Genomic DNA, 20,849 nt, shown 5'->3' with positions numbered 1-20,849 from the left:
GCCGAGGAATTGTGCGACAGCCGATTGGTTGGAAGCGATGTCGCGCAGCATGCGGGTGGCCAACGGCGTCGGCACCCCGGGCACGCCCATATCGTGCGTGCTCGCCCATTCGCGTGAGGCGCAGCCGTCCCTCCCGGGTCGGCCGCACCAAAGTAAGCCCAGGCGGCCAGCCGGCCCGGAGGCGCCACGAGATATTCGGCCGCGCCGCGACGCTGTTCTTGACCGGGAAGCTTCCCGACCGCGTCCGTGCTGACACCCGTCAAGTTTGGCGGCGGTACAGTCTGCCCATGCAGATTCGCGAACACACCTCAGGTCACGGAGGCGCCGACAAGCCGGCCATCATCTTGCACCCGTCGGGCACCGTCATCAGCTTCGACGATCTTGAGGCGCGAGCGAACCGGTTGGCGCACTTCTTCCGCCGGGCCGGGCTGGCCGAGGGCGACACCGTCGCGATCCTCATGGAGAACAACGAGCACATCCATGCGGTGATGTGGGCAGCACGGCGCAGCGGCCTGTACTACGTGCCGATCAACACCCATCTGACCGCGCCCGAGGCCGCCTACATCATCGACAACAGCTCCGCCAAAGCGGTTATCGGCTCGGCTGCGCTGCGCAGCACTTGCGAGAACTTGGCCACGCATCTTCCCAACGGCCTCCCCGGCCTGCTGTTGATCGCTGATGATGACGTGGACGGCTGGCAGCGCTACCCGGAATGCGTTGCCGACCAGCCCGACACCCCGATCGACGACGAGATCGAGGGCGATCTGCTGCAGTATTCCTCCGGAACCACCGGGCGGCCCAAGGGGATCAAACGCCCACTGCCGCATCTGCCGCCGGCCGAGGCGCCCGGCCTGATGACGATGCTGGTGGCCGTCTGGATGTCCCCCGACTCGGTCTACCTGAGCCCGGCGCCGCTCTACCACACCGCCCCGTCCGTGTGGTCGATGACCGCGCAGGCCGCCGGTATCACCACGGTGGTGCTGGAGAAGTTCGATCCGGAAGGCTGCCTGGAGGCCATCCAGCGCTACCAGGTCACCCACGCCCAGTTCGTGCCCGCCCACTTCACCCGGCTGCTGAAACTGCCCGATGCGATCAGGAATTCGTACGACGTCTCCAGCCTGCAGCGGGTGATGCACGCTGCCGCGCCGTGTCCGGTGGAGATCAAGAAGCAGATGATCGACTGGTGGGGGCCGATCGTCGACGAGTACTACGCCTCGTCCGAGGCGCACGGTTCGACGTTGATCACCGCCGAAGACTGGTTGCTGCACCCCGGTTCGGTCGGCAAGCCGATGCTGGGTGCAGTGCACATCCTCGACGAGGACGGCAACGAGCTGCCCGCGGGAGAGGCCGGCGAGATCTACTTCGAGGGCGGCAACGCTTTCGAGTACCTCAATGACCCGGACAAGACCGCCAAGTCACGCCACCCCCGCGGCTGGGTGACGGTCGGCGACGTCGGCTACCTCGACGAGGAGGGGTACCTGTACCTCACCGACCGTCGCCACCACATGATCATCTCGGGCGGGGTGAACATCTACCCGCAGGAAGCCGAGAACCTGCTGATCACCCACCCGAAGGTGATGGATGCGGCGGTATTCGGGATCCCCGACGACGAGATGGGACAGCGCGTCAAGGCGGCGGTGCAGACCGTCGACCCGGCAGACGCCACCGACGCATTCGCTGAGGAGTTGCTGGCGTGGTTGCGGGAACGGTTGGCGCACTACAAGTGTCCGCGCTCGATCTCCTTCGAGGCCCAGCTGCCGCGCACCGACACCGGCAAGCTCTATAAGAACGAGTTGGTGGCGAAATACTCGGCGTGAGCCCGGCCCAGGCATCAAGGGCTGTAGCGCAGCCACAGCGGCAGGGCCGCGTCGAGTAACTGCATGAACTTGAACAACCCGACGCGGTACTCACCCGACCCCAACGGGTTGAGGCGGTATTCGGGGAATGCGATGCCGACCCCGAAGAGTCCGGGCGCCAGAATGCCGTTGCTGGCATCGTATTTCAGCGGACCCCACTGCGGAGTCACCGGATGTTGTCGGGGTTCGAATCCCACCGTGTAGACGACGTGGGTGCATTCCTGCAGCCGGTCGCCGAACCGGGGATCGCCGACCCAACACCGATCCAAACGTTCCGGACGTGTCCCATCGATGTTCTCGCGAGCCCATTGCGCGGCCTCGCCTTTGAGGCCGGTGTCATCGAAAAGGATCCAATCGTCCAGGTATACCGCGTATTTGAGTGGGCTTCGGTAGAAGTTGATCACCTTGCTCGCCGAGGTCGCCAACAGGTTCGGCAACGCGATCATCGATGAATGCGACGAACCGAACACCGCGACGGTAGCGCCGTCGAGGGCAAGCTGCGCAAGGCGGCCCGGATCCAGGGCTGTTTCGATCTCGATCACCTCGAGTCCGGGGTAGTCGAGTTTCGTGGGGGCCGAACCGACCGCAAGGACCACGTTGGTCGAACTGATCTCCCCGCGGTCGGTGCGCACCGTCCAGCGGCGGTGCTGGAGCCACAGCTGCATCGCCATCGCCTGCAAGCGGTTTACCCGGCTGCCCAACTGATCTGAGATCCACACCAACGGCTCGGCGATCATGCCGAGTGGGCATGTCCGGTCCGGATCGATGGTGCTCAGCGCGAACCGGGGCGCCTGGCCGAACCGAAACGACGGCGAAGCGTTTAAGTAGTCCAGAAACAGCCCCGCCTGGGTATTGCTCGAGACGGCCCGCCACTTGGCGCCCAGGTCACCAGCGCCGAATTGGGGGTCTATCCAGGCGATCTCATCTTCCGCGATGCCGTGATCAAGTAGTCGGCCGACGGCGGCGATGCCGGCCGGACCCGCTCCGATGACGGTCCAGGAGTACCCCGTTGCGTTCATTCCTCCATGGTCCCCCGGGGATTGGCTGCCCGGATAGTCGGCCGGCGCGCTCGCCGATCAGCTACCGCCGGCCACCTACGGCGTCAGGGCTTCATGGTCAGGAGGTGCTGCCGGGGGTGCCCGGCCGCCCTTGACTGCCGGATTCCCCATGGACGGTGCCGGGGCCGCCGCGGCCGCCGGGGCCGGCCAGGCCACCGGTGGCGCCGTCGCTGCCGTCGCCGCCGTTGCCGCCTGCCCCGCCGTCGCCGCCATCACCGCCGAAACCGGCCCCGCCTCCGCCGATGCCGCCATGACCGCCGTTACCGCCACGGCCGCCGTCGCCGCTGGCGTCGCCGCCATTGCCGCCGTCGCCGCCGTTGCCGGCGTCGCTGCCACTGATACCGACGATCAGCGGGGTGCCGCCGCCGCCGGCGCCGCCGGCCCCGCCGGCCCCGCCGGTGCTGGCCGTGCCGGTGGCGGCGCCGCCGTCACCGCCGTGCCCGCCGTGCCCGCCGCCGGCGGTGTCACCGCTGCCGCCGACCTTCCCGCCGGCACCGCCTTGTCCACCGGCGCCACCGGTGCTGCCGGTACCACTGGCCGCGCCGCCATTGCCGCCGTTGCCGCCGTCGCCGCCGCCCCCGCGAAGCTGACCGGCTTCGCCGCCGTTGCCGCCTCTGCCACCCGCCCCGCCGGTGCTGCTATTGCCTTCGGCGGCACTGCCGTCGCCGCCGGCACCGCCGACCCCGCCGGTGCCGTAGAGGTAACTGCCGTCGCCGCCGTTACCGCCGTTGCCGCCCGCCCCACCGTCGCCGGTGCCGTGGCCGCCGTTACCGCCGTGGCCGCCGTTGCCCCAGATATCGCCGCCGTGCCCGCCGTTGCCGCCGTCGGCGCCGAGCCCGCCGGCCCCACCGTCGCCGCCGTTGCCGAAGCCACCGGCGTTGCCGCCGTTGCCACCGGCGACACCGTCGAGGTTCGACGACCAGCCATCGCCGCCGTCGCCGAACCACAAGCCGCCGGCGCCGCCGTCAGGATTGGCCTCGGTGCCGTCGATACCGTTGCAGATCACGCCGCAGAAACCCTGGGTCAGCGGCGCGAACAGCGGATTGACCAGATCGCTGAATTGCTGGCCGAACGGGCTGTTGAGCCAGTCCTGCATGGTGTCGTGCAGCCAGCCGTAGAGGAGGTCCATACCGTTCGCCTCCGCGCTGAGCGGCAGGGCATCCGAGCCGCCCAGGTCCGCGTCGACGGGGGACCAGCCGGCGGGATCGAACCAATCGAGGCCTGACGCCGCATCGCCGCCGTCGTCGTCGGGCAGTCCGAACAGCGGACTGAACACATCCACCACCCAGTCGAACCCGTCGGCATGCGCAGGCGGGGCGCTCACCGGCGCAGCGCCCAACGCGATCAAGGCCGCCACCGCCGGGGCGGCCCACGGCAACCGCTGGGTTGGTGCGACACGGTACGAACCCCGACGCCGCCCGGCGTTGCTCAGGTGAAACGACATGGCGATTTACCTTTCGAATAGAGGCAACGGTAGCCCGCGGCGTTCGACTGAGCCGGTCGGTCTCCTGAAGGAGACAATGATCCGCTAACCAACCGTTTGTCCAGCCAATCCAGGTATCACGGCCCAAATGAACGCCTCGCGCACCAGATGATGTTCGATGAAGTGGACAACCGACTCCATAAAAGCTACCGTAGCGGCGCCTACAGCAAAACCACAGGTTTGACTAAGGCACCCACCAGCTACAGACAAGTTAAAGGGGACATCACGGATGGCACAACAGCGTGGCTCTCGGCAGGCAGCAGCAGCGCGGACGCGGTCTCGGAGGCCGAACCGGGTGATCGGGGCTGCGGCTTCGGTGGGTGCGTTCCTGGCGTTTGGGATGGCCCCGTTGGCGACCGCGCCGGCTGCGCAGGCCGATGACTTCGGCTGGGACGCGTTCTGGGATTTCTTCGGCGTCGATGACAGCGGTTCTGAGTCGGGGTTCGATCTGTTCGACGTTTCGACGTGGGGCGTGCCGGGTTCTGCTGAGGGCGGGTTGTTCGGGTTGTCGGACGCCGCTCACGCTGAGCAGTGGCAGGAGACGTTCTACCTGCCGCTGCACGGGATGTTGCAGGACTGGATCAACTCGGACTTCGGTTCGAGTGTCAACGGTGTGATCAACCAGGTGTTCGCGCCGTTCACGGACGGCTTCTGCGGGATGATCTGCAACGGTGCCGATGGCACCGAGCTCGACCCCGACGGCGAGGCCGGTGGGTTGTGGTTCGGCGACGGTGGCGACGGTTGGTCGTCGAACCTTGAAGGCATCGTCGGGGGTAACGGCGGGCATGCCGGTGGTATCGGCAATGGTGGTGATGGTGGTGCCGGCGGCCTGGGGGCTGACGGTGGCAACGGCGGCCACGGTGGCGAGTGGTGGGGCAACGGTGGTGATGGGGGTGCCGGCGGGAACGGCACCGCATCGCTGGCCGGCGGCAACGGCGGTAACGGTGGTTCCTCGGGTCAGGCCCAGGACTTCTTCGGCATGGGCGCGTGGGGCAATGGTGGCAACGGTGGGGCCGGCGGGGCCGGCTGGACTGGCACCAACGGCTCGGCGGGCAGCACGCCGGGGGCGAACGGCGGCAACGGTGTGGCCGGTGGTATCGCGGGCAACGGTGGTACCGGCGGTGACGGTTCGTCGTTCGTCGGGATCGGCGGCAACGGCGGTGTCGGCGGTGTCGGTGGTAACGGCGGCAACGGTGGCACTGGCGCCGCCGGTGAAGCGGGCACGTTCGATGACAATGGCTCGGGCAACGGGGCTGCCGGTGGCAACGGTGGCGACGGCGCCGTCGGTGGCAAGGGCGGTGCCGGTGGTGCGGCCGGTGTCGGCGGCTCCGCGAACGGCATGGTCGGTGCCGACGGCGACGGCGGTGTCGGCGGTAACGGCGGGCTGGGCGGTGACGGCGGTGGGGGCGCAAATGGCCTGGCGGTGGACCAGAACGACTTTGGCGCCAATGGAAACGCCGGCGGTGACGGTGGTGTCGGCGGTAACGGTGGTGCGGCCGCGGCCGGTGGTGCAGCCGGTGGCGCCAGTGCCAGCGCGGGTGCGGCCGGTGTCGACGGCAACGGTGGCAACGGCGGCAACGGAGGTGACGCGTCGGCTGCGGCCAACGGGCGGGACGGCGTCGACGGGTTCGCCGCGAACGACAGCCCTCCCGGTAGCCCCCCCGCGGTCACGGCCACCAGTGGCGGTAACGGCGCCGCCGGCGGTAACGGTGGAGCCGGTGGTAACGGCGGCGGCGACGCTGGCAACGGTGGTAACGGCGGTGTCGGCGGTGCCGGGTCCGACGGTGGTAAGGGCGGTCACGGCAGTGTCTCGGTTCACGGGAACACCGATTCTGTCCACGGCCTGTACAACCCCCCGGGTAACGGCGGATCTGGCGGTGCCGGAGGCAACGGCGGCGCGGCCGGTTCAGGTGCGGCCAACGGCAATGACGGTCTGATCGGTAACGGTGGCAACGGCGGCGATGGTGCTGCCGGCGGTGACATCGCTGATGTGACCGGGCATGCGTCCGTGGAGGGCCCGGCCGGCTCCGGCACCATGGGCCCGCAGGGCTCGGCTGGCACCGGCGGTGCTGGCGGTGCTGGTGGTAGTGGCGCCACCGGCGGCAACGGCGGTGCCGGTGGCAACGGCGGCAACGACCCGAATGCCGGTGGCGCGCACGGTGGCAACGGTGGCACCGGTGGTTCCGGCGGCGCGGGCCTGGCGAACTCGGACGGCTCCGGCGGTGTCGGTGGGGACGGCGGTGCCGGTGGTAACGGCGGCGACGGAAGCAACATCCGCTGGGGTGACCCGGGCTGGGCCACCACCTCCAATGACTCCTCCTCGGGCCCGCTCAGCAATGTCCACGGCGGGGCGGGCGGTGACGGCGGTGCCGGTGGTAGCGGCGCCAACACCGGCGGCAACGGCGGTAACGGCGGCGACGGCGGTGACGTCATCACCCCGCACCTTGGCGCCGACGGCCTCAACGGTGGTGCCGGTGACACCCCGGGTACCGGCAGCACGGGTGGTACCGCGGGCAACGGTGGCGCCGCCGGTACCGGTCCGGACGCGGGTAGCGCGGGACAGGACGGCACCGCGGGCGTCGTCATCCCGTAGTCCGAGTAGCTGGCAGGAAACACCCCGCACAACTGTGCGGGGTGTTTTTTGCGTACGGCGCCGGTCGGGTACCCCGGACGCTCAGATCCCGCCGCGGGCAACCAACTGCGCGGCGATCACATTGCGCTGGATCTCATTGGTGCCTTCGCCGACGATCATCAGCGGCGCGTCCCGGAAGTAGCGTTCGACATCGTATTCGGTGGAGTAGCCGTAGCCGCCGTGGATGCGCACCGCATTCAGCGCGATCTCCATGGCGGCTTCGGAGGCGAACAGCTTGGCCATGCCGGCCTCCATGTCGCAGCGCTGGCCACTGTCGTAACGTTCGGCGGCGTAGCGGGTCAGTTGGCGGGCGGCGGTGAGTTTGGTGGCCATCTCGGCCAGATAGTTGCCGACGCTTTGATGCTTCCAGATCGGCTGCCCGAAGCTCTCCCGTTGTTGGGCGTAGGCCAGCGCATCCTCGAGAGCGGCCGTCGCCACCCCCAATGCCCGCGCGGCCACCTGGATGCGGCCGGTCTCCAGGCCCTTCATCATCTGCGCGAAACCGGCGCCGGGCGTGCCGCCGAGCACCGCCGCGGCCGGCACGATGCAGCCGTCGAAGCTCAGCTCACAGCTCTCCACACCCTTGTAACCGAGCTTGGGCAGGTCTCGGGAGATGGTCAGCCCGGCAATCGGGTTGTCCACCAGCAACACCGAAATCCCGCTGTGCCGCGGGGTGGCCTGCGGATCGGTCTTGGCCAGCAGCGCGATCAACCCGGAATGGCGGGCATTGGAGATCCAGGTCTTGGCGCCGTTGATCACCAGGGTGCCGGGATCGGCGGCAGCCACCGCGGTGGTGATCATGTTCTGCAGGTCGCTGCCGCCGCCGGGTTCGGTCAGCGCCATGGTGGCCCGCAGCGCGCCGGTGGCCATGGCGGGCAGGTAGCGCTGCTTCTGCTCGTCGGTGCCGAACAGCGTCAGCAGTTTGGCGACGACGGTGTGTCCGCCCATCGCACCGGCCAGGCTCATCCAGCCGCGGGCCAACTCCTGGGTTACCAGGACGTAGCACGGCATCGACACCGGAGTGCCGCCGTACTCCTCGGGGACGGCCAGCCCGTAGATACCCAGGTGCTTCATCTGTTCGATCCACGCCTGCGGGTAAGTGTTGGCGTGTTCAACATCGCGGACGGTCGGTTTGACCTCCCGATCGATGAAAGTCCGCACCGTATCGACCAGGATCGACTCTTCGTCGGTCAGCGAGAAGCTCATCGGTACACCGTATGTCAGGATTCTCAGATGACTGACGCGCCCTATTTCGACGACCTGCATGTCGGCCAGGTGTTCGACGCGGCCCCGGCGATGACGTTGACGCCCGGATCCGCCGCCCTGCATCAGGCGATCCTCGGTGACCGGCTGCGGCTGCCGCTGGACGGCGAACTGTCCCGGGTGGTCACCGGAGCCGTGACACCGCTGGCCCACCCCGGCTTGGTGTGTGACGTGGCGATCGGACAATCCACGCTGGTGACCCGCCGGGTCAAGGCCAACCTGTTCTACCGCGGCCTGGCCTTCTTCCGATACCCGGTGATCGGCGACACATTGTTCACCCGCACCGAAGTCGTAGGCCTGAAACAGAACTCGGCCAAGCCGGGCCGGGAGCCCACCGGCCTGGTAGCGCTGCGAGTGACCACCATCGACCAGGTCGACCGGTTGGTGCTCGACTTCTACCGCTGCGCGATGCTGCCGCTGTCACCGGATGCCGCCGACACCGGCCACCGCGACGACCTGTCTGTCATCGGGGCCGGACTTGCGGCCCCGCCGGATGTCACCGCGCACTGGGACGCCGACGAGTTCCGGCAGCGAGTGCCCGGCCCGCATTTCGACCAGGCCGCGGGCAGCTTGAAAGGCGCCGTGCTGACCAGCACCGGCGACGTGGTGTCGTCCGCCCCGGAGTTGGCCCGCCTGACTCTCAATATCGCTGCCACCCATCATGATTCGCGGGTGGCAGGTCAGCGGCTGGTCTACGGCGGCCACACCATCGGGCTGGCACTGGCGCAGGCCTGCCGTCTGCTGCCGAACCTGGCCACGGTGGTGGGCTGGCAGTCTTGCGACCACACCGGGCCGGTCCACGAAGGCGACACCCTCTACAGCGAACTGCACGTGGAATCGGCCACCGACAACATGCTGGGGTTGCGATCGCTGGTCTACGCCGTGGGCGACCCGGATCGCCAGGTGCTGGACTGGCGTTTCACCGCCCTGCAGTTCTGAGCTGGGCCCGCTGTGCGAGCCCGCTGTGCGAGCCGGGCCCGCTGTGCGCGACGGTGCGTGTCCCCGGAAGCGGGAGAACGGGACGTTCGTGAGCCGCTGGCCATGTCACAATCCCGACGGCGTATGTAGAGCGTTCCTCACCGCACCATGACGGCGGGCTGCCGATACGAGCGGCGACGGCGAGCGTGCGCAGATCCGGTGATTCGACCGGTGTGTCGGCCGGGGACGCGCACGCTCGCGCAGGGAAGGGGGCGAGAGGCAATCAGTGCGGCAGGTCGCGGAACGGGGCGTCGCGGTAGGGATCCGGCTCCTTAGGCAACCCGAGCACCCGCTCGCCGATGATGTTGCGCTGAATCTGGTCGGTGCCGCCGCCGATCGAGGTGAAGTAGGCGTTGAGCGCCCGAAACGTCACCGCGTCGCCGACCGGATTCTCCGGTCCGCTCAGCATCGATTCGGCGCCGACGATCTCGGTCTCGACGCGCGCGGTCTCGTGCAGAATCCGCGACATCGCGATCTTGCCGAGCGCCAGCAGGGTGGCGGCCTCGGCACGGTCGGCGCTGGTCTTGGCGCGCTGGTTGTTCCATCGGTTCACCGTCGACAGTGCTTGCACACGGGCGATCTGCTGGCGGATATGGGAGTCGCCGAGGCAGCCGGCCTCGCGCGCCGATTCGACCAGGCCGCCGGTCTTTTCACGGCGACCGCGGCTGGTGCGCGCGATGTCGCCCATCAGCCGGCGTTCGTAGCCCAGCGCGACCTGCAGCACCGACCAGCCGGCACCCGGTTCGCCGATCCGGTTCGCGTCGGGCACCCGGGCGTCGGTCAAGAACACCTCGTTGAACTCCGACTCGCCGGTGATCTGGTGGATCGGCCGGATCTCCACGCCCGGCTGGCGCATTGGCAGCATGAAGAAGGTGATCCCGTTGTGCTTGGGTACGTCCGGATCGGTGCGCGCCACCAGCATGCCGTAGTCGGCAGTCGTGGCGAACGACGTCCACACCTTCTGGCCGTTGACAACCCAGTCATCACCGTCGCGTTCGGCGCGGGTGCGCAGACCGGCCAGATCCGATCCGGCGCCGGGCTCGCTGTAGAGCAGGCACCATTTGCTCTCGCCGCGCAGTGCCGGGGGCAACAGTCTGCGCTGCTGCTCTTCGGAGCCGCAGTCGTGGATGGTGCAGGCGAACAGATCGGTCCGGTCGTGACCGCTGCCGGGTGCCCCGACAGCAGCGAATTCCGCTGCCACCAACCGCGATTGCCGATCGGTGAGCCCACGTCCGTAGCGGGCGCGCTCCCAGCTTGGCGCGGTCCAGCCCGCGTCGAGAACGGCGGCGGCGAACGTCGCCCGGTCGACATCGGGAGACCAGTTGGCCGCCAGCCAGTCCCGGACCTCGGCGCGCAGGACGTCGTCGTCGCGACCGTCGCTCATCTCACGCTCCGATCTCCCGCAGGTAGCGTTCACGGTGCCAGGCCGGGTTGCCGAACAACTGGGCGTCGCCGCGCGCCCGCCGCAGATACCGGTGGGCGGGGTGCTCCCAGGTGAACCCGATGCCCCCGTGGACCTGGATGTTGGTGGCGCCCACGAACACGAACGCCTCCGAGCAGTACGCCTGAGCAAGGGCGAGATCGGCCACCCAGCCCGGCGAGCCGTCGGCGGCGGCAGCGGCGACGTGGCGGGCGGCCGACACCGCCGACTCGGCCTCCAACAGCATGTCGGCGCACATGTGCTTGACGGCCTGGAAGCTGCCGATCGCCCGGCCGAACTGGTAGCGGGTCTTGGCGTAGTCGCGGGCCATCTCCATGGCGCGCCGGGCCGCGCCGGCCTGCTCGCCGAGCAGTGCCACCGCGGAGCGGTCCAACGCGGCGGTGAAAACCTCGACGCCGCAGCCCGGTTCGCCGATCGCAATGGCCGGCGCGCCGGCCAGCCGGACGGTGCACAGCCGGCGCGACTGGTCGACCGTGGTCAATGGTTCCACGGTGACACCCGGCCCAGCGGTGTCCACGGCGAAGACTCCGGGTCCGGACGCCGTGTCGGCCAGCACATAGATCGAATCGGCGCCGTCGGCTTCGAGCACGAACCGCTTCTCGCCGGTCAGCACCGGGGAGTCGTCACCGCGGGCCGACGTCGCCGGCCTCGCGGGCGGGCGGGGCGAGGAGCCCTCGGCGAAGGCGAGCGCGATCCGGGTGTCCCCGGCGGCGATCCCCGGCAGCACGGCTTCGCATTGCGCTGGATCGCCTAGGGCAGCAATCAGATTCACAGCGAGCACTGCCGTCGACAAGTAAGGCCCGTCGAACAGTGCCCGGCCCAGTTCCTCGGCCACCACGCCCACCTCGACCGGACCGGCCCCCGCCCCGCCGTACTCCTCGGGCACCAGCATTCCCAGCAGGCCCATCGCCGCCAGTTCGCCCCAGCTGTCGCCGTCGGCCTTGGCCATCAAGTCGGCGACCGCACCGCGCAACGCCTGCAGTTCCTCGCGATCGGCCACCAGATCAGGTCTCCTTGAAGGCGTTTCGCAGGCTCGCGCACTGGCTGGCGAAGAACGACCGCGAGACCGGCGCCTTGGTCAGCAGCAGATCGAATCCGTGGAACGCTCCCGGGACGGTTTCGACCTCGCACGGCACGCCCGCGGCCCGCAGCCGCTCCGCGTAGGCCAGGTTCTCGTCATGAAACAGGTCCAGCGTGCCCACCCCGATCCAGGCGGGCGCCAGCCCGCTCAGGTCTGCGCGGCGGGCCGGCACCGCGAGCTGCGGATCGGCATCGCCCAGGTACGACGTCCAGCCGAAAAGGTTGCTCCGCGGATTCCACAACCGGTAGCCGCGATCGGCCGGCAAGTGCGCGCTGCGGTCATCGAGCATCGGGTAGACCAGCAGCTGCAGTACCGGTTGCGCGTCGCCGCGGTCGGCCGCCAACTGCGCCAACGCGGCGGCGAGCCCGCCGCCTGCGCTGGCCCCGCCGATCGCCACCCGCGTCGGATCCACGCCGGCCAGCCCGGCCAGCAGTAGTAGCCCGGCCCAGCAGTCCTCCAACGCAGCCGGGTATGGGTGTTGCGGCGCCAACCGGTAGTCGACCGAGGCGACCGTGATGCCGAGTTCGTCGCTGAACCTGCGACAGAGCCGGTCATCCTGCGCGGCCGTGCCGATGACGTAGCCGCCGCCGTGGATCCACAGCAGCGCCGGCGCCGGAGCGGCGGGACGATGCGGTGGCCGATAGACCCGCACACTGCCGCCCGAGGGCAGGGGGAGCACCTCGATGCCGCTGGGGGTGCGTCGGCCCTGCAGGCCGGCAAGTGCCCGGATCGCCGGCAGTGTCCTGGGCCCGATGCCGCCCCGCGGCAGGAATCGCGCGGCCCGGCGCAGATCTGGATGAAACCCGCTGCTTACCATCGGCTCAGTATTGCCGGTGCCGGATCCGTTCCGTGGACAACCCGCCCGATTGCGGTTTACCCCGGCGTAACCGCGGTACTCTCCGGTAATGACGGCAGCACCGCAGACCCCGAAGTCGGGCTGGAATGTGACCGGTCGCCTGCGCTGGTTGAAGCGGGCCCGGACGGCGGACTACCTGCTCGCATTCAGCGTCGCTTCAGCTTCGCTGCCGGTGGTCGGGAAGCGGCTGGAACCCCTGGGCGGAATGACCGCGATGGGGGTATGGGGGACCCGCCACATGCCGGAGTTCCTCTCCAGCGCGGCCAGGTCATGGCTGACCCCGGGTGCCGCCACCGCCCGGAAGCAGGCGCGGGAGCAGACGCGCGCGGTCTCCGAGGCCGCCCTTCGCGGTGTCGTCACCGCATCCGAGCTGGCCATCGAGTGGCCGCAACCGGAGCAGGCGCCGCCGGTGTGGAAGGCGCTGCAGCACCGCCGCCACATTCACCGCTCCGGGGTGCGTTACGGCAGCGACCCCGCCCAGGTGCTCGACGTGTGGGCGCCCCGCGACCTGCCGACGACACCGGCGCCGGTGCTGATCTATATCCCCGGGGGAGCCTGGGTGCACGGCAGCCGGATGCTGCAGGGCTATGCGCTGCTGTCGCACCTGGCCGAGCGAGGCTGGGTGTGCCTGTCGATCGACTACCGCGTCGCGCCGCACAACCGCTGGCCGCGCCACATCATCGACGTCAAGACCGCGATCGCCTGGGCGCACGCCAACGTCGACAAGTTCGGCGGCGACCGCAACTTCGTCGCGGTGGCGGGTTCGTCGGCCGGCGGACACCTGGCCGCGCTGGCCGGGTTGACCGGCAGTGCTGCCGGTGATCGGGAATTCGCGGACCGGCTCCCCGAGGGCGCCGACACCTCGGTGGACGCCGTGGTCGGTATCTACGGCCGCTACGACTGGCAGGACAGGTCCACTCCGGAGCGGGTCGCGTTCGTCGACTTCCTGGAGCGGGTGGTGGTCGGCCGATCGATCCGGCGCCACGGCGACATCTACCAGCAGGCCTCCCCGATTGCGCGGGTGCATCCCGGGGCGCCGCCGTTCATGCTCGTGCACGGCAGCGCCGACACCGTCATCCCGGTGGCGCAGGCCCGCGCCTTCGCCGACCGGCTGCGGGCGGTGTCGCGCTCCAAGGTCGGCTACCTGGAGTTGCCCGGGGCAGGGCACGGTTTCGACCTGACCGACGGATCCCGGACGGGCGCAATGAGTACGGCTATCGGGTTGTTTCTCAACCAGATTCACCGAGACCGCACCACGATCGGCGGCAAACAAGTCATCTGAACCCGCCGACGGCGACACCGCGGTAAGGTCCCTTCATGGGAGTGATCCGCCGGTGAAGCGGCTCAGCGGGTGGGACGCGGTTCTGCTGTACAGCGAGACGCCGAACGTGCACATGCACACCCTCAAGATCGCCGTGATCGAGCTGGATGCCGACCGGCAGAGCTTCGACGTCAATGCCTTCCGGCGGGTGATCCACGGGCGGCTCTACAAGCTGGACCCGTTCCGCTACCAACTGGTGGACATCCCGGGCAAGTTCCACCACCCGATGTGGCGGGAGAACTGCAAAGTCGACCTGACCTACCACATCCGGCCGTGGTCGCTGCCGGCGCCGGGCGGCCGCCGCGAACTCGATGAGGCCATCGGTCAGATCGCCAGTACGCCGCTGGACCGCAGCCGGCCGCTGTGGGAGATGTACTTCATCGAGGGCCTGGCCAACAACCGGATCGCGGTGGTCGGCAAGATCCACCACGCGCTCGCCGACGGGATCGCCTCGGCGAACCTGATGGCACGCGGCATGGACCTGGTGGCCGGCCCGAACTCCGAACGGGATTCCTACGAAACCGATCCGGCCCCCACCGGCGGTCAGCTGGTGCGCTCGGCCTTCCGCGATCACCTGCGACAGCTGGGCAGGATCCCGGCGACCATCGCCTACACCGCGGCCGGTGTGCGGCGGGTGCGGCGCAGCACCCGCAAACTGTCCGCCGACCTGACGCGGCCGTTCACACCGCCACCGACCTTCATCAACCACATGCTGACCCCGGAACGCCGGTTCGCCACGGCCACCCTCGCACTGGCCGACGTCAAGGCGACCGGCAAGCAGCTGGGCGCCACCATCAACGACATGGTGCTGGCCGTCTCGGCCGGCGCGTTACGCACGCTGCTGCTGCGCTACGACGGGAAGGCGGATCACCCGCTGCTGGCATCGGTGCCGATGAGCTTCGACTTCTCCCCGGATCGGATCTCCGGAAACCGGTTCTCCGGGGTGCTGGTGGCGTTGCCGGTGGACGTCGAAGACGTGCTGGTGCGCGTCGAAAAGGCGCGGGAGGCAGCCAATCTGGCCAAAGAGGCCCACCACCTGGTCGGGCCGGAGCTGGTCAGCCGGTGGTCGGCGTATCTGCCGCCCGCCCCGGCGGAGTCGTTGTTCCGCTGGCTGTCCAGCCGCGACGGACAGAACAAGGTGCTCAACCTCAACATCTCCAATGTGCCCGGCCCGCGGGAGCGTGGCCGGGTCGGCGGCGCGCTGGTCACCGAGATCTATTCGGTGGGGCCGTTGACCGCCGGCAGCGGGTTGAATATCACCGTGTGGAGCTACGTCGACCAGCTCAACATCTCCGTGCTGACCGACGGCGCCACCGTCGAAGATCCGCATGAGGTGACCAGCGCCATGGTCGACGAGTTCATCGCAATACGGCGTGCCGCAGGGCTTTCCGAGGGGCTCACGCCGGTCGAAACGGCGATGGCGCCGGCCTGAGCCGGACCCCCCAAGGGCGTCGTCCCGATTCGCCGAGCGTGTATCGGTTGCGAAAATCGTCGCGACGACTGACCGTCAGTACACGTTCGGCGCACCCACGGCGTGAAATCAGTTGCTGGCCATCGCCTGCAATTCGCGTCGCAGCACCTTGCCGGTATTGTTGCGCGGCAGTGCATCCAGGATCGTGATGCCACGGGGCACCTTGTAGCCGGCCAGGTTGTCCCGGACATGCGCCTTGAGCTCCTCGATCGTGGCCGCAGCGCCCGGCTCCAACACCACGAAGGCGACCAGTCGCTGTCCGTACTCGGTGTCGTCGACGCCGATCACGGCGGCCTCGGCGACGGCGCCATGGCTGATGAGCGCCTTCTCGGTCTCGATCGGGTAGACGTTCTCGCCGCCGGAGACGATCATCTCGTCATCGCGGCCCACCACGAAAAGCCTTCCGGTGGCGTCGAAGTAGCCCAGGTCGCCCGAGGCCATGAAGCCGTCGTGGAACTGCTTGGAGTCACCGCCGGTGTAGCCGTCGAACTGCGAGGAGTTCCGCACGAAGATCTGCCCGGTGACGCCGTCGGCCAGCTCGGCGAAATCGGGGTCAAGGATCCGGATCTCGGTGCCCGGCGCAGGCCGACCCGCGGTGTCGGGCGAATAGCGCAGGTCTTCCGGTGTGGCCAGCGCGATCATGCCGGCCTCGGTTGCGTTGTAGTTGTTGTAGACCACGTCGCCGAAAGCGTCCATGAACGCCGTCACCACGTCCGGGTGCATCCGCGATCCCGATGCGGTGGCGAACCGCAATGAGCGGCAAGGGTACTGAGCACGCACGTCATCGGGCAGCGCCATGATGCGGTCGAACATGACCGGTACGACACACAATCCGGTGGCCCGGTTCTCCTCGACCAGCGCCAAGGTCGCCTCGGGATCGAACTTCCGTCGGGTGGCGACGGTGCAGGCCATCGTCAACGCCAGTGCCAGCTGCGAGAACCCCCAGGCGTGAAACATCGGGGCCGCGATGACCACGGTTTCCTCGGTGTGCCAGGGGATTCTGTCGAAGATCGCCGCGAGATCGGCGACCCCGCCGCCGCCGCGACCGGAGCGCCGCGCGCCCTTCGGGGTGCCGGTGGTTCCGGAGGTGAGCATGACCAGGCTGCCGGTGCGGGCCGGTTTGGCCGGGCGCTGCCCGGTGTTGGCGTCGATCAGGTCGTCCGCCGTCAGCCCGGGGATGTCGGAGTCGGCCCAGCTCACCACCCGGACGCACCGGGACTGGGCCGGCACGGCCAGATCCACCGCCGCGGCGAACTCCTCGTCGTAGACGATCAGGTCGACACCTTCGCGGGCCACGACCTCGGCCAGTGCCGGTCCGGCGAAGCTGGTGTTGAGCAGCAGTACGTCGGCGCCGATCCGATTGGCGGCGGCCAGCGCCTCGATGAAGCCGCGGTGGTTGCGGCACATCAACGCGACGGCCTGCGGCGTCCGCCCGGGCAGCCGCTGCAGGCCGGCGGCCAGCGCATCACAGCGCCGGTCGAGCTCGCGGTAGGTCAGGCTGCCGCGTTCATCGATGATCGCCGGACGGTCGCCGCAGCGTTGTGCGGCTATGGCGATCCCGACGGTGGTGGTGCCGCCCTCGCGGGCTGCCGCGGCGGCGACCCGCAGGTATTTGTCGGGCCGCAGCGGCGCCAGCAGTCCGGCGCGGGCGAAGGTCTGCAGCATCGATCCGATGCGCGCGAGCCGGTCGAACGGTCCGGGGGCCATCCCGCTCAGCCCAGGACTGGGAGGCGGCGTTCGGCCGCGAGCTTGTCGAGGGCGTCCTGCATGACGGAGCGCACGTGGGCGTCGACGACGTCGATGTCGGGATCCTCGCCGAACTCGGCGATGATGTCGATCGGCTCGCATACCTGCATGACGATCTTGGTGGGCAGCGGCAGGTTGATCGGCAGCACCGCGGACAACCCGAAGGGGAAGCCGAATGAGATCGGCAGGATCTTGACCCGCATCAGCTTGTCCAGTCGCAGCGCCTTGGCGAGTCCGGTGCCGCGGGATAGATAGAGTTGGCTCTGCTGTCCGCCGATCCCCACCGCCGGCACCAGCGGCACACCCGCGTTGATCGCCGCCCGGATGTAGCCTTTGCGGCCGGCGAAGTCGATCGTGTTCTCTTCCAGCGTGGGCCGGTAGACGTCGTAGTCGCCGCCGGGGAAGACCACCACCACACCGCCGGAGCGCAGCGCCTCGTCGGCATTGGCGTGGTTGGCCGGGATGAAGCCGGTCTTGCGGAAGAAGTCGGCGGTGGCCCCGGTGAAGATGATGTCGTGGCTGAGCGTGTAGACCGGCCGCTCGTAGCCGAATTTGTCATAGAAGCCGGTGGCGAACACCGGCACGTCCATCGGGAACAGCCCACCGGAGTGGTTGGAGACCACCAGGGCGCCACCGTTCGGGAACGAATCCAGGCCCCGCACCTCCGAGCGGTGGTACCCCTTGATCAGCGGCCGCAGCAGCCCCATCACTCGTTCGGTCAGGCCCGGATCCCACTTGGTGATGGGCCCGGGCACGTCCTCAGACCAGTCGCTGTCGGGTGTGTCCACCACGCCCCCTCAATTGAAACGTGTTCTAGTTTTGCCCATGTTACCGGCTTGAGGAGGCCGTGGATAACATCGGCGAAATGGGCGGGCAGTCGGCGGAGCGCATCGATCTGCGAGCGTACTTCGACCGGGTGGCGTACCGCGGCGGTACCGAGCCGACGTTGCAGACGTTGACCGCACTGGTGGCCGCCCATGTCCGCGGTATCCCGTTCGAGAACCTCGACCCGCTGACCGGGGTGCCGGTGATCGACCTGAGCTTGCCGACGCTGACCGCCAAGCTGGTCACGCGGCGCCGCGGCGGCTACTGCTATGAGCAGAACGGCCTGCTGCTCGGTGTGCTGCGCGCACTCGGGTTCGGCGTCGAGCGGCTGGCCGGGCGGGTGGTGTGGATGAGCCCGGACGGGCTCGACGGCCCACCGCGCCCCGAGACCCACCAGGCGCTGGCGGTGCGCATCCCGGGCTGCGACGAGCCGTATCTGGCCGATGTCGGGTTCGGCGGACAGACACTGACCTCACCGATCCGCCTGGTCCCCGACGAAGTCCAGCAGACGCCCCACGAGCCGTTCCGGCTGCGCGGCCACGCGAGCGGCTATGTGCTGGAAACGCAGCTCGGTGCGACTTGGCGGCCGCTGTACACCTTCGGCTTGCAGCCGCGGCCGCTGATCGACATGCAGGTGGGCAGTTGGTATGTGTCGACTTACCCGGAGTCGAACTTCGTCGCCGGGCTCAGCGCAGCACTGGTTACCGATGACGCCCGGGTGAACCTGCGGGGCCGTAACCTGACCATGCACTCCCGCGGCGGCACCGAACGGGTGCGCTTCGACGACGCTGCGCAGGTCTGTAACGCCCTGGCCGACCGCTTCGGGATCGACCTGAGCGATCTCGGCGATGTCGAGGCCAGGGTGGCGCAGGTGCTCGACAGCTGAGGCCCGGCCCGAACCCCGTGGCGGTTGAGGGGCCGAGATGCGCGGAAAGCCCGGAACTCGACGCGCGTCGAAGGGCATGCTTGACCCATGGGTCACTACAAGAGCAATGTCCGCGACCTGGAATTCAATCTGTTCGAGATGCTCGGCCTGGAGCAGTGCCTGGCTGACGGCGCCTACGGCGATCTCGACGGCGACACGGTGCGCCAGATGCTGGCCGAAGCTGCGCGGCTCGCCGAAGGGCCGGTGGCCGAGTCATTCGCCGAGAGCGACCGCCATCCACCGGTATTCGATCCGGCCAGCCACTCGGTGACATTGCCGGAGCCGTTCAAGGCGTCACTGCGGGCCTGGCAGGAAGGCGAGTGGTTCCGGATCGGCCTGGCCGAGGAGGTCGGCGGGGTGCCGGCTCCGGCGATGGTGTCCTGGGCGATCAACGAACTGGTGCTCGGTGCCAACCCGGCGGTCTTCATGTTCATGGCCGGTCCGATCTTCGCCAATATCCTCTATGGCCTGGGCAACCAGCAGCAGCGGCACTGGGCGGCCATGGCGATCGACCGGAACTGGGGCGCCACCATGGTATTGACGGAGCCGGATGCCGGCTCTGACGTGGGGGCCGGCCGCACCAAGGCGATCGAACAGCCCGACGGCAGCTGGCACATCGACGGTGTCAAGCGCTTCATCACCAACGGTGACAGTGACGACCTGTTCGAGAACATCATGCACATGACCCTGGCCCGTCCCGAGGGCGCCGGGCCGGGAACCAAGGGGCTCAGCCTGTTTCTGGTGCCCAAGTACCTGCCCGATCCCGAGACCGGCGAACCGGGCGAGCGCAACGGGGTGTTCGTCACCGGTCTGGAACACAAGATGGGACTGAAGGTCTCGACCACCTGCGAACTGACCTTCGGCCAGCACGGCGTTCCGGCGAAGGGCTGGCTGGTGGGCGACGCCAGAAACGGTATCGCCCAGATGTTCCACGTCATCGAGTACGCCCGAATGATGGTGGGCACCAAAGCGATCGCCACATTGTCCACCGGGTATCTCAACGCGCTGGAGTATGCGAAGACCCGTATCCAGGGTGCCGACATGACCCAGATGACCGACAAGACCGCGCCGCGGGTCACCATCATCCACCATCCGGATGTGCGGCGCGCCTTGATGATGCAGAAGGTGTACGCCGAGGGGATGCGGGCGTTGTACTTTTACACGGCAGCCCACCAGGACTCCCAGGTTGCCATGCAGGTGTCGGGCGCCGACGCCGAGATGGCCGAGCGGGTCAACGATCTGTTGCTGCCGATCGTCAAGGGCGTCGGCTCGGAACGGGCGTATCAGTACCTGACCGACGCGCTGCAGACCTTCGGCGGATCCGGCTTCCTGCAGGACTACCCCATCGAGCAGTACATCCGCGACGCCAAGATCGACAGCCTCTACGAGGGCACCACCGCCATTCAGGCGCAGGACTTCTTCTTCCGCAAGATCGCCCGTGACCGCGGTGCGGCATTGGGGCACCTGGTCGGCCAGATCGAAGGGTTCCTCGACAGCGGCGACGCGCGTTCGGAGCTGGCCGACGCCCGCAAGCTGCTGGCCGGCGCGCTCGACGACGTGCGGGCGATGGTCACCGCCATGACCGGATACCTGATGGGGTCACAAGAAGAGCCCCGCGAACTCTACCGAGTGGGTCTGGAATCGGTACGGTTCCTGCTGTCCGTCGGTGACCTGGTGATCGGCTGGCTGTTGCTGCGCCAGGCCGAGACCGCGCTCGGCGCGCTCGAAGGCGACGTCACCGATAGTGACCGGGACTTCTACGCCGGCAAGATCACCGCGGCAACGTTTTTTGCCGGCACGGTGTTGCCCCGGCTCGGCGCGGAGCGACGCATCGTCGAAAACGACGACCTGGCGGTGATGGATCTGAGCGAGGACGCGTTCTGATCACGCGCGGACCTGGCGCACTACCCTCG

The 20,849-nt window shown here is 68.7% G+C and carries 15 protein-coding genes; 7 read left to right on the top strand and 8 right to left on the bottom strand.

All coding sequences use genetic code 11. The features are described 5' to 3' along the window. Positions 1-287: 287 nt before the first annotated feature. Complete coding sequence (fadD4, locus tag ACAG20_RS07785; RefSeq protein ID WP_370492171.1) at positions 288-1,817, top strand: fatty-acid--CoA ligase FadD4; 1,530 nt, start codon at positions 288-290, stop codon at positions 1,815-1,817. Positions 1,818-1,831: 14 nt separating this feature from the next. On the opposite strand, the gene ACAG20_RS07780 is transcribed toward fadD4, so the two are convergent. Together ACAG20_RS07780 and ACAG20_RS07775 are read right to left on the bottom strand one after the other, a co-directional pair. Further along, a complete protein-coding gene (locus ACAG20_RS07780; RefSeq protein ID WP_370492169.1) occupies positions 1,832-2,875 on the bottom strand; it encodes an FAD-dependent oxidoreductase in 1,044 nt (347 codons plus the stop codon). Between the two features lie 97 nt (positions 2,876-2,972). Continuing rightward, positions 2,973-4,358 carry a PGRS repeat-containing protein gene (locus ACAG20_RS07775; protein ID WP_370492168.1) on the bottom strand — a complete coding sequence of 462 codons (1,386 nt, stop codon included), beginning with the start codon at positions 4,356-4,358 and terminating at the stop codon, positions 2,973-2,975. Positions 4,359-4,692: 334 nt separating this feature from the next. On the opposite strand from ACAG20_RS07775, the gene ACAG20_RS07770 reads away from it, so the two are divergent. Beyond that, on the top strand, positions 4,693-6,990 hold the full coding sequence (locus tag ACAG20_RS07770; protein WP_370492167.1) for a PGRS repeat-containing protein: 2,298 nt from the start codon (positions 4,693-4,695) through the stop codon (positions 6,988-6,990). An 81-nt stretch (positions 6,991-7,071) separates the two neighbouring features. On the opposite strand, the gene ACAG20_RS07765 is transcribed toward ACAG20_RS07770, so the two are convergent. Next, entirely contained in the window at positions 7,072-8,235 is a 1,164-nt protein-coding gene (locus ACAG20_RS07765; RefSeq protein WP_370492166.1) for an acyl-CoA dehydrogenase family protein, read from the bottom strand. 27 nt (positions 8,236-8,262) lie between these two features. Here ACAG20_RS07765 and ACAG20_RS07760 point away from each other — a divergent pair, with 27 nt between their 5' ends. After that, the gene (locus ACAG20_RS07760; protein ID WP_370492165.1) at positions 8,263-9,231 is read left to right on the top strand and encodes a MaoC family dehydratase; all 969 of its coding nucleotides are present in this window, start codon (positions 8,263-8,265) and stop codon (positions 9,229-9,231) included. A 262-nt stretch (positions 9,232-9,493) separates the two neighbouring features. Here ACAG20_RS07760 and ACAG20_RS07755 read toward each other — a convergent pair whose 3' ends face one another. Genes ACAG20_RS07755 through ACAG20_RS07745 form a run of 3 tightly spaced genes read right to left on the bottom strand, consistent with a single transcriptional unit; the run spans position 9,494 to position 12,609 of the window. Further along, positions 9,494-10,654 carry an acyl-CoA dehydrogenase family protein gene (locus ACAG20_RS07755; RefSeq protein WP_013827127.1) on the bottom strand — a complete coding sequence of 387 codons (1,161 nt, stop codon included), beginning with the start codon at positions 10,652-10,654 and terminating at the stop codon, positions 9,494-9,496. 1 nt (position 10,655) lies between these two features. After that, a complete protein-coding gene (locus tag ACAG20_RS07750; protein ID WP_370492164.1) occupies positions 10,656-11,711 on the bottom strand; it encodes an acyl-CoA dehydrogenase family protein in 1,056 nt (351 codons plus the stop codon). A 4-nt stretch (positions 11,712-11,715) separates the two neighbouring features. Further along, a complete protein-coding gene (locus tag ACAG20_RS07745; RefSeq protein WP_370492163.1) occupies positions 11,716-12,609 on the bottom strand; it encodes an alpha/beta hydrolase in 894 nt (297 codons plus the stop codon). 88 nt (positions 12,610-12,697) lie between these two features. On the opposite strand from ACAG20_RS07745, the gene ACAG20_RS07740 reads away from it, so the two are divergent. Beyond that, the gene (locus ACAG20_RS07740; protein WP_041316719.1) at positions 12,698-13,930 is read left to right on the top strand and encodes an alpha/beta hydrolase; all 1,233 of its coding nucleotides are present in this window, start codon (positions 12,698-12,700) and stop codon (positions 13,928-13,930) included. 52 nt (positions 13,931-13,982) lie between these two features. Next, positions 13,983-15,401 (top strand): wax ester/triacylglycerol synthase family O-acyltransferase, encoded by a 1,419-nt coding sequence (locus ACAG20_RS07735; RefSeq protein WP_370492162.1) that lies wholly within the window; start codon positions 13,983-13,985, stop codon positions 15,399-15,401. A gap of 108 nt (positions 15,402-15,509) precedes the next feature. On the opposite strand, the gene fadD12 is transcribed toward ACAG20_RS07735, so the two are convergent. Next, the gene (gene fadD12 / locus ACAG20_RS07730) at positions 15,510-17,147 is read right to left on the bottom strand and encodes an acyl-CoA ligase FadD12 (RefSeq protein WP_370492161.1); all 1,638 of its coding nucleotides are present in this window, start codon (positions 17,145-17,147) and stop codon (positions 15,510-15,512) included. 5 nt (positions 17,148-17,152) lie between these two features. Beyond that, positions 17,153-17,893, bottom strand: coding sequence for a 1-acyl-sn-glycerol-3-phosphate acyltransferase (locus ACAG20_RS07725; protein ID WP_234825666.1), 741 nt, complete (start codon positions 17,891-17,893; stop codon positions 17,153-17,155). Between the two features lie 158 nt (positions 17,894-18,051). Here ACAG20_RS07725 and ACAG20_RS07720 point away from each other — a divergent pair, with 158 nt between their 5' ends. Both ACAG20_RS07720 and ACAG20_RS07715 read left to right on the top strand, forming a co-directional pair. Beyond that, positions 18,052-18,897, top strand: coding sequence for an arylamine N-acetyltransferase (locus ACAG20_RS07720; RefSeq protein ID WP_370492160.1), 846 nt, complete (start codon positions 18,052-18,054; stop codon positions 18,895-18,897). 87 nt (positions 18,898-18,984) lie between these two features. Further along, a complete protein-coding gene (locus tag ACAG20_RS07715) occupies positions 18,985-20,820 on the top strand; it encodes an acyl-CoA dehydrogenase (RefSeq protein WP_370492159.1) in 1,836 nt (611 codons plus the stop codon). The last annotated feature ends 29 nt before the right edge of the window (positions 20,821-20,849 follow it).

The organism is Mycobacterium sp. pW045 (assembly GCF_041287085.1).
GTDB classification, from domain to species: Bacteria; Actinomycetota; Actinomycetes; order Mycobacteriales; family Mycobacteriaceae; genus Mycobacterium; species Mycobacterium algericum_A.
This window is presented reverse-complemented; position numbering and strand designations above follow the sequence as displayed.